The organism is Paenibacillus aurantiacus (assembly GCF_042431225.1).
In the GTDB taxonomy this organism is placed as follows: Bacteria; Bacillota; Bacilli; order Paenibacillales; family Paenibacillaceae; genus Paenibacillus_Z; species Paenibacillus_Z aurantiacus.
This window is the reverse complement of record NZ_JBHMDO010000055.1, coordinates 15,588-29,366: the sequence shown is the minus strand read 5'-3', so window position 1 is coordinate 29,366 and position 13,779 is coordinate 15,588. Positions and strand designations below refer to the sequence as shown.

Genomic DNA, 13,779 nt, shown 5'->3' with positions numbered 1-13,779 from the left:
CCTCCTTTTATCTACATTATTCTCCAAAAAACAGCCCGTTTCCTGCTTTGTCGAAGGAAAAATTTAGAAGACATAAACGCAAAAGGCCGCTTCGTTCAGCCGGAAGGCGTTGCACCCTCCCGGCCAAACGAAGCGGCATTTCATCCTGATGAACGGTTTGTGCGTTCCTCGGGGCCGGACGGCCAAACCGCGTGAAGCAACGCTTTAACCAGTCTGGGTATGTCCGCCGGCCTGCTGCTTCCGCCTTCTCCAGTACCACAAGAACGGTCGCAGCGGAAAATACAAGAAGTGCAGCGACTTGGGCAGCGGTAGCGCTTGCGCGTCCCAGCTGCTCGGATAAATTTGACTCATGACGTACAGTCCTCTCTCCCGGTAGGACATCATGGCGAATAGATAGCGGCGGTACTTCCCGGCCATCTCCTTCGTCTCCGGTTTTGGACTCAGGTTCACGATATCGCGAACGAAGGCCAGCACATCATTGGCCAGCCGCAGCGCAAGCGGATGAGCCGCAAGACCGCGAAGTCCTTTCGGAATCGGAGCGCCCAATAATCCATTCGCCAGAATAATCGCCTGGCCGCCCAGATGAGCCGCGTCATATTGTCGGAACATGCGCGCTGTCAGCTCCCAGTTCGCCTCACGATGGAGCAGGCACTGAATGTCGCACAGCCAGCGCAAGCGGAACCATCCGTGTCTGGCTCCGTGAGAGATCAGGTACTGGAAAAGATCCATATCGCCTAGGTAATGAATCGGCGTGCTGACGAGCGTGCTCGTGTTGCGCCGTTCCCACAATTCGTCGAATGTCGGCTCCTTGACGGTATTGGGATTGAGGCGCCAATGGACCTCGATTTGGATACCGCTGTCTCTGTGAGAATAGGCCAGGTGATGCGTCTTCCACTTCTTCGTATTCAACACTTGCGGCACGTCATGCGTCGGGTCATATCCATGTTCCCGAAGGATCGCTTCCATCCGCTCCACATCTTGGGCCGGGATTAGCATATCTAAGTCCTTCGACGTTCGCATTGAAATATTGCCGTACAATGCGTTGGCCAGAATTGGCCCTTTTAGGACAAGCGTTCGGATGTTGCTGGATTGAAGCATCTTGCAGATTCTTTCCATCTCAGCGGTCAACCGCATCATTTGAAAGATATTCCGACAATAATCCTCGTAAAGCGACTGCATGACGGACTCGGGGATGGCTTCCGCCCCCGATTTCTTCAAATTCGAATATACCAAAGGATATACGCGGTGGTGCTTGACCATCCGCAGGAACCGCGCCCAATCGATACCGGATAGACATTCATCGGGCAGGGCGCTCGTTTCCCCTCCGCCGCCAAGAATCGAAAGCATAAGGCGGATTTCATTCGAGAAATTATCGGTAGCGAGCGCGATTGGCTTATCCATGACACCATACTCCTTCTTTATCTGTCGATTGGGCCGCAGCCTGCCGGATGCTTCAGCTTCCGTGCATTGGACGAGCCGGCCCCTTGCAGTGTGGGCCAGCCGGCATATAGCTTTGAATTAAAGCGCGAACGCGTGGCGATTCTCCCCGCGATTCATGTTCGGACGTCCGATCGAGCTGTAGACGAATCCGGTCTCGGCGATCCGCTCTTCGGAATACACGTTGCGGCCGTCGATCAGAATTGGCTTCCGCAATGTCTCCTGCAGCGTCTTCAGATCGACCTGCTCGAACTCCTGCCATTCGGTGAGCAGACACAGCGCGTCTGCGCCCTCTGCCGCATCCAGCGCGCCGGAGCACCACGCGATCGAATCATGGTCAACCCACTGACGGAAGTTTGCCGTCGCGATCGGGTCGTATGCGCGGATGGACGCACCGGCCTTTAGCAGCTCCTGAATGATCTCGATCGCTGGCGCATCGCGGACGTCGTCGGTATTCGGCTTGAAGGCCAAACCCCAGATTGCAATGATCTTCCCGTTCAGATCGCCAAGCAGCGTCTCCAGTTTGCGCAGAATGTTATAGCGCTGGTCGCGATTGACGTCGACAACCGACTTCAGCAGCTTGAACTCATAATCCACGTTGCCTGCGATTTGGATAAGCGCCTGCGTGTCTTTCGGGAAGCAAGAACCGCCGTAACCGATGCCCGCCTTCAGGAATGAAGGTCCGATCCGGTTGTCGTAACCCATGCCTTCAGCCACGCTCGTGACATCGGCGCCGACTTTCTCGCAGATGTTCGCGATCTCGTTAATGAAGGAGATCTTCGTCGCCAAGAAGGCGTTCGATGCATATTTGATCATTTCTGCACTGCGGATATCGGTCACGATTATGTTGTCCGTAAGCGAACGATGGAGTTCGATGATCCGTCCTGCCGCCGCTTCGTTCTCCGCTCCGATGACGATCCGGTCCGGGTTGAACGTATCCCGCACGGCCGAACCTTCCCGCAGGAATTCGGGAACGGACACAACGTCGAACGGATGCGCGCTAAGTCCCGCAATGATCTCTTTGATCTTGCCGTTCGTACCGACTGGCACCGTGCTTTTCGTGACGACGATTTTGTAGTCTTCCATCGACAACGCAATGTCCCGGGCTGCCTGTTCGATGAAGCTCAGATTCGCTTCGCCGCTAGGGAGCGATGGCGTACCGACCGCGATGATGACCACCTCGGACTTCCGGACGGCTTCCCCCAGATCGGTCGTGAAGGACAGGCGACCGGCTTCCGCATTTTTCACCATGACCTCCTGCAGACCTGGCTCATAGATCGGTACTTGGCCGGCGTTCAACATTTGAACTTTGGCCTCAACTTTATCGACGCAAATGACCTCGTTACCCATCTCCGAGAAGCAAACCCCGGAGACTAGCCCAACATAACCCGTGCCAATAACCGCAATTTTCATCGTTATCCACTCCCGCTACATGCATTTCTCTATGATTTCGTTCCACCCTACGCTTAGGCGGATAATGTCTTCTTCCACCAGTTCCGAACCGGTCTGCACTTCGATGATCTCCAGGTCCTCCGACGCAAGAATGCTGTGACGAGTGCCCCGGGCGATCTTAACCACGTCGCCTGCCGCGACTTCGCTGCGAACGTCGTTCAGGATCAATTCGCCTTTGCCGGAGACGATCGTCCATACCTCATCGCGCTTCTCGTGATACTGATAACTTAAATTCCGCCCGGCCTTAATGCAGATCCGCTTGGTGAGCACTTCGTTGCCATCGGCTAACTTCAAGAAATCGATGACGCGGTAATGACCCCAACGTCGCTCTTCGAACATCGGACGGCTGTCGATTCCGTTTAACACTTCCTTGATTCTCGGACTGGACGCCTTCTCGCTGACGAGGATCCCGTCCGGGCTCGTCGCGACGACGACGTTCGACAAGCCGAGAATCGTGACCGGAATGTCCAGCTCGTTGATCAGATGCGTATTCTCGCAATCCTCGCTGACGATCCCGCGGCCGAGCACCTTGTGCTCCATCTCGTCGGTCAGCGTGTTCCAGGTGCCGAGATCGCGCCATGTGCCGTCGTACGGGGATACCGCGATATGACCGGCTTTCTCCACGACTTGGTAATCGAAGCTGATTTTGGGCAGCTTCATGTACTGCTTCGCCATCTCGTCATATTGAATTGGCAGCTCGAGCGCGATCAGCATGTTAATGATGTAATCAAGCTTGAACGCGAACACGCCGCAGTTCCACAGCGCGCCTTCTTCGATCAACCGGACGGCATCTGCCTCGCGCGGCTTCTCGGTGAAGCGGCTGACCCGACGATAGCTTGTTGTACCAGCAGCGCCCTCGGCCGTCGGAATGATATAGCCGTACTTTTCCGAAGGATAGGTCGGCGTTACCCCGATCAGCGCCAGGTCGGCGCCTGACTCATGCAGAACGTCGTCCAATTGCTTGACCTTATGGAAAAACGCCTCTTCTACGTACGGATCGACCGGAAGCACCGCGATCGTCTCCTGAAGGCCAACCCCTTGAACGGAGTAGAGATAGGTGGCAGCCAAGGCAATGGCCGGGAAGGTATCCCGACGTTCCGGCTCCACGATGAGCGGCGTCTCGTAGCCTAGCTGGCTCTGCATCACTTCGACTTGCGCTTTGCTTGTCGCGATATGACTGTCGCGGCTCAATCCGGCCGCGCCGAGCTGGCGCCACACACGCTGTACCATGGATTCGGCCATCCCTTGCGGGTCGGTCAGCACCTTCAAAAATTGTTTGGATCGCGAATCGTTGGACAACGGCCATAGCCGCTTGCCCGATCCGCCCGAGAGAAGTACGAGTTTCATGACGTCTCTCCTTTCATCATCGTTGTTGACGGTTCACGCGTAATTCCGGATAAACTCGGCCAGCGCGTCCTTCCAGTGGCGCATCGGCGGGAAGCCATTGTATGCCAGCGCCTTGTGGTCGAAGACCGAGTAAGACGGCCGCTTCGCCGGCCTCGGGAACTGATCCGTGCCGACAGGCTCCACGGCAACCGGCTTGCCGGCGAGTTCGAATATGGCTTGCGCGAATTCGTACCAAGAGCAGTGTCCGGCATTGGATACGTGATACACACCGTACTTTTCGGTTTCAATTAGGTTACATATCGTATCCACAAGGTCGTGCGTAAACGTCGGACAGCCGATTTGGTCGCTCACAACGCTGATCGTGTCCCGCTCATCGGCGAGTTTCAGCATCGTCTTGACGAAGTTGGCGCCGTTCGGTCCGTACACCCACGAAGTACGCACGATGAAATGCTTCGAGCAGAATTGTTGGGCGAATTGTTCGCCGGCCAGCTTCGTGCGCCCGTACACATTGATCGGCATCGTCGGTTGGAACTCGTCGTACGGTTCGCTCCCCTGCCCGTTGAATACGTAGTCGGTGCTGACGTAGACCAGCTTCGCGCCAACGTTCTCCGCAGCCACGGCCAGGTTGCGCGAGCCGTATGCGTTCACTTGGTAAGCCGTCTCCTGATCGGTCTCGGCCTGATCGACTTTGGTGTACGCGGCGGCGTGCACGATGACATCCGGACAGAAGCTGGCTACAATCGATTTCGTCTCCTCGTAGTTCGTAATGTCCAATTCGCCTCTGCCGCAGCCTTTGACTTCATAGCCAAGCTTGGTCAAAGCAGCGACAAGATCTTGGCCGAGCTGTCCCTGCGCGCCGGTTATGAGCGCCTTCCCCTTAGCCATGGAGCTTCGCACCGTACTGCTGCTCGTAATAGTTCATGTAATCGCCGTTCTTGATGCGCGACCACCAATATTTATTGTCCAGGTACCATTGCACGGTCTCTTTAATGCCCGTCTCGAACGTGTACTTCGGTACCCAGCCGAGCTCGCCGGTCAGTTTCGCCGGGTCGATCGCGTAGCGGCGGTCGTGGCCTTTGCGATCCTCGACGAAGCGGATTTGCTCCTCCGTCTTGCCCAGCAGCTCGAGAATGAGTTTGACGATCGTAATGTTCGTCCGCTCGTTATGTCCGCCGATGTTGTACACTTCGCCTGGTCTGCCGTCATGGATGACCAAATCGATCGCGGAAGCATGGTCCATCACGTGCAGCCAATCGCGCACGTTCAAGCCGTCGCCGTAGACCGGCAGATCTTTGCCTTCAAGCGCATTAGTCACCATGAGCGGAATCAGCTTCTCTGGAAAATGGAACGGTCCGTAGTTGTTCGAGCAACGCGTAATGTTGACGTTCAATCCGTACGTCTCATGGTACGCGCGGACAAGCAGGTCTCCACCCGCCTTGCTGGCCGAATACGGACTATTCGGCGCCAATGGCGTCTCTTCTGTGAAGTACCCCGTCTCGCCGAGCGATCCGTACACTTCGTCGGTGGAGATTTGTACGTATTTGCGCAGATTATGGTCCTTCGCCGCGTCCAGCAGCACTTGCGTGCCGAGCACGTTCGTTTTGATGAAGATATCCGGCTCGGTAATGCTCCGGTCCACGTGCGATTCCGCCGCGAAGTTGACGATGATATCGATAGCGTAGTTCTTCACCGTGTCGTTGACGAGCGTCTTGTCGCCAATGTCGCCCTTAATGAAATGATAGTTCGGATGCTTCTCAACCGATGCGAGATTCTCCAGATTGCCCGCATACGTCAGCACATCATAGTTGACGATCGTGTAATGCGGATATTTATCGATCATATAGCGGATAAAGTTGCTCCCGATGAATCCTGCTCCACCCGTTACCAATAGGTTCATGTCTCTTGTCTCCTATATCGTAAAGTTGATTTCCGCGTCTTTCAGTCCCGGATGAACCGTATCCTTGCCGGATAGGACAACCTTGGACGTCGGCCAATCGATGCCCAGATTCGGATCGGACCACAGAATGCCGCGATCGTGCTCTTTCGAATACAGCTCATCGACCTTATACATCACCTGCGTATGCGGCGTCAGCGTGCAGAAACCGTGCGCGAAGCCTTTCGGCACGAGAATCTGGCGTTTGTTGCTCTCGCTGATGATGACGCCTACCCATTGGCCGAACGTCTCCGAACCTTGGCGGATATCGACGACGACGTCATAGATCGCGCCTGCGGCAACACGTACCAGCTTGGTCTGCGCTTTCGGCGCGAGTTGGTAGTGCAGTCCGCGCAGCGTGCCGGCCTCCGCCGAATAAGAATGGTTATCCTGAATGAAGTCGTGGGTAATCCCCGCTTCGTGGAATGTTTTTTTATTGTAGCTTTCGGTGAAGAAGCCGCGATGATCGCCGAACACGGCAGTTTCGATCACGAGCACGCCACTCAGCTTCGTCTCTATGATTTTCAAGCTCCATGTCTCCTTCGGTCGGATTACTTTGCCGCGACGGCTTCTTTTCCGAAATTCAAGTCGAATTGATGGTTGCGTACGAGCTCGTTGGCATGCGCCCACGATTCGTGCGTACCCGCATCGGTCCACCAGCCGCTCATCAGATCATAGGTCAATGTGCCCGATTGGATGTAGGCGTTGTTCACGTCCGTGATCTCCAGTTCGCCGCGGCCCGACGGCTTCAGCGTCCGGATGACGTTGAACACGTTGGCGTCATACATGTAGATGCCGGTTACTGCGTAAGCGCTCTTCGGCTGCTTCGGCTTCTCCTCGATGCCCACGATAAGGTTGCCGTTCAGCTCGGCCACGCCGTAACGCTCGGGATCATGCACTTCTTTGAGCAAAATTTTCGCCCCGGTACCTTGACGCTTGAAGTTCTCCACGTACGTCGTCAAATCGTCGGCGAAAATGTTGTCGCCCAAGATAACCACCATCGGTTCGTCCTTGACAAAACTTTGCGCAAGTCCTAGCGCTTGAGCAATGCCGCCTGCCTGGTCCTGCACCTTGTAGGAGAATGTCGCGCCGAATTCGTAGCCGCTGCCAAGCAGATTGACCACGTCGCCCATATGGTCGCGGCCGGTCACGATCAGAATATCTTGAATGCCTGCCGCGATCAGCTTATCGATCGAGTGATAAATCATCGGATATTTGCCAACTGGCAGCAGGTGCTTGTTCGTTACTTTCGTCAATGGATACAACCGGGAACCCGTACCGCCTGCAAGAATAATGCCTTTCATTCCAATCCACGCTCCAATACTTTTTTATTCGCCCGCTTCTTCGCGAGCGGTGCGATTCGTTTGAGGTCGATCTCTTTCGTGACGATCAGTCCCGCGGCATAGATCGGGGCTGCAAGCACCCCTCCGACGATCAGCTGCGCCCACGTACCGCCATCGAAGAACTCTTTCACCAGGAGGAGCAGCGCGGCCATGACCGCGGTCGTGCCAGCCGCCCTCGCAATCGACGCCCATGGTAAGCGCCAAGCGATGAACCGCTTGGAATTGATATGCACCAGGAAGCAGTAAGTGAAGGTTCCGCCGATCGCCGCGATCGCGGCGCCGAGGTATCCGAGCGGCGGCACGAGAAGGAAGTTCAGTGCCGTATTCACGACCGCCGACGTCAGGACGAAGACGAGCATCCAACGCGTTTTCTCCCGCACTTCATAGCCTTTGTGTCCGTACATGGACAAGTTCCACAGCAGCACGCTGACCAGTGCCAGCGGAATGAGCAGCGCCCCCTCCGTGTACGCTTCACCGAGCAGAATACGGCAAATTTCGTAGCGGTAGACGGTCACGAATCCGACGATCGGAATCGTGAAGAGCAGCAGTACCTTGGAAAACATCGTAATCAGCTTCTCGAATTGCTTCGTCGTCACGCCGCTTTGGCTCGCGGCGTTCATGAACAGCGGATGCGCCGCCGTCAGCAGCGGACTGCAAATCAAACCGATGCTGGACGTGACAATGGAGTAATTCGCGATATAAATGCCGACCTCGCGGCTGCTGTAGAAGAAACCGATGATATAGCGGTCGCATAGATTGAGCAACGAATTGCCTAGAAACCAGCCGACCATCGGAAATCCGTAAAATGCGAATTGCTTGGCAAACGCAAGCGTACTGCCGAAGCTCGCCCGCTCCGTCGCCTTCTCCTTCCGGCTGAGCACCGTCAGCCTAAGCATCGGGATCAGCACGATTAGGTTCGTCGCGATCAGCGCGATAAAGATGCTGAGCGTATTCTTGTAAAGCGCATAGATGAAGAGCAGGGCCAATCCGAGCTTAAGCACGGCTCCGGCGATATTCACCTTGCGGTATGTCTTGGAATTCAAATCCGACTGCAGCACCGCGCTGCACACCAGATACAGCGTCTGCGTGGCGATGAGCAGCAGCACGCATGCGTAGACGGCGGTCGTCATATTCGAGTACGCCTGCACCAACGGATAGGCGGCCGCGCCTAGCGCGAGCACCAGCAGCATGATCCCGACCAGCACGTTGCGCAGCTTCGCGTTGAAATCGCCCAATTCGTCCCGGCTCTTGTACAGCGGTCTGTAGCGCTGGACCGACTGCTGCATCCATTGCGAGACCAGCGTCGTCATCAGCAGCGCCGTGCTAAGCAGTAACGCATAGTCGCCATAACTATCCGGGGAGAAAATCCGAGTGTACACCGACGTGGAGAACAAGTTCAGCAGCGCCGGTATAAGTAGTGCCGGACCGTAAACGAATATATCCTTTTTGATCCGGTTAATCGTCTTGGAGAGTACGTCTCCAGCTTCGACCTCCGCGCTCATCGGCGTCCACCTTCAAGTCCCGCTACCGCTTGCTCAAAGCAAGCCTGCAGGTACGGATGCGACAACCGCTGCTCCATCAAGGCGTATGCCGCGTCGCCAATCGAGTTCGTCGCGGCCATGTCTTGCTTCAAGCGCATGATTTGTTTGGCGATTCCCTGTGCGTTGTTCTCCTGCGTGGGAACGAGAACGATGTCCCGATCGTCGCTGAACACTTCCCGAATGCCCGGCGTGTCGAGCGTAATGATCGCTTTGCCGCAGCTGGCCATCTGATACACTTTATTCGGCACGACGCGGAACGCTTTACCAGTCTCGCCGAAGATGCCAAGACCCGCGTCGAACGAATTGATGAACGCCGGCAGCTGCTCGTAGGGCACGAAGTCGATAAATTCCACGTTGGTGAGCCGCAGTCGGTCCGCCAGCTGGAGCATCTCGTCCTTCGTTTGCCCGCCGCCCACGAGGACGAAATGGACGTTCTCCTTACCGTCGAGTTCTTTGGCCGCCATCAGGATTTTGTCGATGCCGTGCATCGGGGAGAACCCGCCGTAGAACAGCACATTGAAGCTGTCTTCCCGGTACCGCTTGACCGGAATCGGCTTGAAAATGTCTTCGGAACCGACCGGAATGACGAGCACTTTGTCTTCCCCGCACTTGTAATGCTCGACGAAGTACTCTTTGTGCTTCTCCGTATCGCAGATGATTTTGTCGGACAGCTTCACGCAGACATAATCCGCCACGTACGCTTTGAGCGCGCGCAAGGAACGTTTCTTCGCGATCTTCCGGTCGTCGGTCACGGTATCGAAGGAGGAAATCAACATATCCGTAATGACCTTTCTGCCCATCAGCTTCGAGAGCAAAATGGAAATCGGCGCGCTTCCCTGATTCAACGCGGGGATATAGACGACTTTTGTTTTAAACAGCAGTCCCGACAGCTTCTTGACGACGGTCCAATAGTTGACGAACAGGTTGCCCTTCTTGTTTAGGCTGACTTCTCGAAAGGCCATGCTCGAATTCCTCGTCAAGATGCGTGTGCGAGAGTAATTCAACTCCCATCCAACCACCACGAAATTAAGACTTGTCATAACGAGACTTCCTTTTTAATTGGTTTGTACGACAACATAATCCCTATGAAAACGAACAGTATGGTTAGCGATCTCCAAAACGTGAAGGAGTCCAGCACGAACATTTGGATGAGCGTAGCCACCCAAACCGAGAGCAAAATCGATTGCATCGCCGCGTTGATCCGTTCTTTCTTCTTCGCGAGCCAGAAGATCAACCCGATCGACATGAACAGAAATGCGACAAATCCCGTAACGCCGAGTTCGAGCAGGATCGTAATATAGTTGTTGTCCCCTGCCCTCGCTTCGCCGTAATAGAGAAGGAAGTACTCGACGGTATTCTTATACCCAATGCCCGTGAGCAGGTTCTGCCCGATGACGTCGAAGGCCAAGGACCACGAATCCACCCGGCCGCCGCTGACTGAATCGAAATCGGTGAACATGTTGGCAACCGTCATCGTGATGCGGCCCGCAAGCAGCTGGTACACTTCCGGATTGATGAGGAACAGCCCCGCTAGCGGAATGCAGATTGTGAAGGCCAACTTGATCAAGACGCTCCCTCTTCGCGTGATAAGCGCGTAGAAGATAATCCCGATCAGGTAGATGGCCATGGCGCCTCTGGAGAAGGTGAGCAGACAAGCGAGAATGCTGATGACCAGACCCGTCGGAAGCAGCCAGCCTTTGATCGCTTGGACCGCGGGGAGTCTGCTCTTCTCGAACAGCAGGACGCTGAGCGCGATCGAGACCGCTGCGGTGAAATGGCCGAAACTATTGGACTCCATGAAAATACTGGCTGCCCGATAAAACTTCTTGCTTCCGATCCACACCGTCTTGGAGTCGAGCGGAAGCTGAATCAGGAATTGAATGACGCCGAATAAATTGGTCAGCACCGCCAAGCTCAGAAACCACTTGACGACCCGGTCGTACCGGATACGATCGTACGTCGACAGGAGGAACACCGGGAAGACGACCTCGATAATGCGGCCTGCGTTCAGGAAGCTCGTGAACGCCATGCCGGGATTATAGCGAAACACGCCAAGCACCGATACGATAACCGCCACGACGAACAGGAACGTCGCCGTCAAGATCATGCTGCCTTTTAAGCGTTTCAGCCGGTACATGAAAATCAACAGGCCGATCAGGAAGAGGAGATCCCCGAATTGGACCGGCATTCCGGCGACATTCGTTTGCGGGAGAAGCGTCAAGGCGATCGCGTAGCTGACGAGCCATACCTCGATATTGACCAGGCAGGCCGCGAACAACGCGACGAAAAGGACGGCACCGGCGACAAGCCCAAGCAATATCATGTTGTTGCTGCTAACCCCAAGCACCGCGCCGCCGAGCACGGCGGTCAACAACGTCAGGATTAGCGTTCGATTGTGCCGGATATTAGCTACCATAATGAAGATCCTCGTAGACGCGTTTGATTCTCGCGGAATGAATATCGATGTTGAAGTTTTCGTGCGCCGACGCATAGCCTTTATCCCGAATCCGCAGCGCCCGCTCCGGATCACGGAGGATGCCCAGCAGCTTCTCCGTCAATTCGCCGGAATCGCCAGGCCGGAACAGCAAACCGGTCTCATTATCCACGATCAGCTCCGGTATGCCGCCAATGCGGCTGGCCACGACGATGACATTGCTCATCTGACCTTCGATGATGACGCGCCCGAATGCTTCCTCTTCGATTGAGGGTACAACCAGGACGTTCAGCTGGCTCATCAAGTTTTGCACGTCGGTGCGGTAGCCCGTGAAGATAAAGTGTTCTTTAAAGCCAGAGTTGTCAATCAATTGCTTGATTTCTTTCTCGTAGCCTTCCGACGCTTCGATTTCTGCCGAGCCGATGATGATGAATTTGAACTTCTGCGAGGACCCCTTCATGAGGTTGATCGCCGCTTCAATGAATGTCCGGTGACCCTTCCACGGCACGATTCGTCCTACAACGCCGATCAGCACCTCATCGCCGCCTATGCCATACGCCTCGCGAAGCTGAAATTCGTCTTTGCCCAGCTGCTTGTTCTTAACGCCGTTGTAGACGCGAACGATCTTCGATTTATCCAACCCTTCATACTTGCTGCGGACAAAATCCGAGATTGCAATGATTTTTTCCGCTCTGCGGTAGACCATTCGGTTGGCCACGTTGTACGTATGCGTCCGGTCGTGATAGATATGTTTCGTCTTCCCCATGAACGTCGCGATCGTCGCGATGACCGCCGCCTTCAACGTGTTCGTGTGCAGAATGTCCGGCTTCTCCTGCTTCAGAATGCTGCGCAGCTGCAGCGCGGTTTTGACCAAGTGAACGACGTTGTACGCTTTCTTGGCGATGCCTCCCGATTCATACGATTGAGCCGTTCCTTTCACGAATTCGTCGGGCAAGTCAAGCTCGTGCTTCTTCAGTTCCCTCCGCTTCTCCAGTTCGTTTTTGAACCGGCCCGGACCAGGGATAATAATCTCGGGTTTGACGGCAGTTTTGTCGATGCTGTCAATGAGCTGCAGAAGGCTGATTTCGCCTCCGGCCATATCGGTTTGATGACCGAAATACATGACTTTAATCAAACGAATACACCCTCAGCCGGTAATTTTGTGACGCGGACGCCCAATTTCTCATCAACGAAAGACTTGAATTCATCCCTGAACCTTTCGGTCGAGAAGCGAACCGCATTCTCCTTGCAAGCGTAGTAATCAATAGCGTCTTCGTGCTGCTCGAATCTCTCAACCGCGTCGACGATCGAATCAACGGTCTGTTCATCGAAGAAAATGCCGGTCGGACGAGCGGTATCCATCCCCCGCACGATTTCGAGCGCGCCGCCTCTGCCGTAAGCAATGACAGGCGTGCCGGCCGACTGGGCTTCCACGATGCTGATGCCGAAGTCTTCCTCGGCCGCGAACACATACGCCCGGGCGTTCTTCACGTATTCGATCACTTCGCTCGTCGGACGGAAACCGAGCAGTTGAACGTTAGGGCCTGCTTTGGACTTCACCTTGTTGAAATCCGGACCATCGCCAATGACGATCAGCTTCTTATCCGGCATGGTCGAGAATGCTTCGACGATGAGGTCGATTTTTTTGTACGGCACCATGCGGGAGAAGGTCAGGTAGTAGTCTTGTTTGGCAGCGCCGAACTGGAATCGGTCCACCTCGACGGGCGGATAAATCACATGCGCTTCACGGTGGTACGTCTTATAAATTCGTTTGGCGATAAAGCCCGAATTGGAGATAAAATGATCGACGCCATTCGCCGTTCTTGCATCCCACAGCCGCATTTTATGCAGCATCCATTTGGCGACAAGGCCCTTCGCGCCTTTATCCAAGCCGGATTCCTTCAAATATTGGTGCTGTAAATCCCAGGCGTACCGGATCGGTGAATGGACGTATGAGATATGCAGCTGCGTCGGACCGGTGATCACGCCTTTTGCCACAGCGTGCGAGCTGGAGATGATCAAGTCGTAGGACGAAAGATCGAACTGTTCGACGGCAAGCGGCATGAATGGTAAATAGGTGCGATATTTTTTCTTGCTCATCGGGAGTTTCTGAATAAATGACGTCGTGACCGGCTTGTTCTTAATAAACCCGCGTTCGCCGGTTGGCAGATGATCAACGGTAGAGAATATATCCGCATCCGGATACAAATGGATCAGTTGTTCAAGCACTTTCTCGGAACCGGCATAGGTAACCAGCCAGTCATGCACAATTGCGATTTTCATCTAGTACCT

The 13,779-nt window shown here is 54.9% G+C and carries 12 protein-coding genes; all 12 read right to left on the bottom strand.

Features of this window, described 5'->3' with window-relative positions:
- Positions 1 to 204: 204 nt before the first annotated feature.
- Entirely contained in the window at positions 205 to 1,401 is a 1,197-nt protein-coding gene (locus tag ACFFSY_RS33980; protein ID WP_377502878.1) for a nucleotidyltransferase domain-containing protein, read from the bottom strand.
- Between the two features lie 117 nt (positions 1,402 to 1,518).
- Positions 1,519 to 2,850: a UDP-glucose dehydrogenase family protein gene (locus tag ACFFSY_RS33975; RefSeq protein WP_377502876.1), complete on the bottom strand. Its 1,332-nt coding sequence runs from the start codon at positions 2,848 to 2,850 to the stop codon at positions 1,519 to 1,521.
- Positions 2,851 to 2,865: 15 nt separating this feature from the next.
- Positions 2,866 to 4,236 (bottom strand): sugar phosphate nucleotidyltransferase, encoded by a 1,371-nt coding sequence (locus ACFFSY_RS33970; protein WP_377502874.1) that lies wholly within the window; start codon positions 4,234 to 4,236, stop codon positions 2,866 to 2,868.
- A 33-nt stretch (positions 4,237 to 4,269) separates the two neighbouring features.
- The gene (gene rfbD / locus ACFFSY_RS33965; protein WP_377502872.1) at positions 4,270 to 5,121 is read right to left on the bottom strand and encodes a dTDP-4-dehydrorhamnose reductase; all 852 of its coding nucleotides are present in this window, start codon (positions 5,119 to 5,121) and stop codon (positions 4,270 to 4,272) included.
- Positions 5,114 to 6,133, bottom strand: a complete 1,020-nt coding sequence (gene rfbB, locus ACFFSY_RS33960; protein ID WP_377502870.1) for a dTDP-glucose 4,6-dehydratase — start codon at positions 6,131 to 6,133, stop codon at positions 5,114 to 5,116. Before rfbB ends, rfbD begins: the two co-directional genes overlap by 8 nt.
- 12 nt (positions 6,134 to 6,145) lie before the next feature.
- Positions 6,146 to 6,697 carry a dTDP-4-dehydrorhamnose 3,5-epimerase gene (gene rfbC / locus ACFFSY_RS33955; RefSeq protein WP_377502868.1) on the bottom strand — a complete coding sequence of 184 codons (552 nt, stop codon included), beginning with the start codon at positions 6,695 to 6,697 and terminating at the stop codon, positions 6,146 to 6,148.
- 23 nt (positions 6,698 to 6,720) lie between these two features.
- On the bottom strand, positions 6,721 to 7,473 hold the full coding sequence (locus ACFFSY_RS33950) for a sugar phosphate nucleotidyltransferase (RefSeq protein WP_377502866.1): 753 nt from the start codon (positions 7,471 to 7,473) through the stop codon (positions 6,721 to 6,723).
- Positions 7,470 to 9,014 (bottom strand): lipopolysaccharide biosynthesis protein, encoded by a 1,545-nt coding sequence (locus ACFFSY_RS33945; protein WP_377502865.1) that lies wholly within the window; start codon positions 9,012 to 9,014, stop codon positions 7,470 to 7,472. Before ACFFSY_RS33945 ends, ACFFSY_RS33950 begins: the two co-directional genes overlap by 4 nt.
- Entirely contained in the window at positions 9,011 to 10,015 is a 1,005-nt protein-coding gene (locus ACFFSY_RS33940) for a glycosyltransferase (protein WP_377502863.1), read from the bottom strand. Before ACFFSY_RS33940 ends, ACFFSY_RS33945 begins: the two co-directional genes overlap by 4 nt.
- A gap of 74 nt (positions 10,016 to 10,089) precedes the next feature.
- Positions 10,090 to 11,469: an O-antigen ligase family protein gene (locus ACFFSY_RS33935; protein ID WP_377502861.1), complete on the bottom strand. Its 1,380-nt coding sequence runs from the start codon at positions 11,467 to 11,469 to the stop codon at positions 10,090 to 10,092.
- Positions 11,459 to 12,622, bottom strand: a complete 1,164-nt coding sequence (locus tag ACFFSY_RS33930) for a glycosyltransferase family 4 protein (RefSeq protein ID WP_377502859.1) — start codon at positions 12,620 to 12,622, stop codon at positions 11,459 to 11,461. The genes ACFFSY_RS33935 and ACFFSY_RS33930 overlap by 11 nt, the downstream gene beginning before the upstream one ends.
- Positions 12,619 to 13,770 (bottom strand): glycosyltransferase family 4 protein, encoded by a 1,152-nt coding sequence (locus ACFFSY_RS33925; protein WP_377502857.1) that lies wholly within the window; start codon positions 13,768 to 13,770, stop codon positions 12,619 to 12,621. Before ACFFSY_RS33925 ends, ACFFSY_RS33930 begins: the two co-directional genes overlap by 4 nt.
- Positions 13,771 to 13,779: the final 9 nt, after the last annotated feature.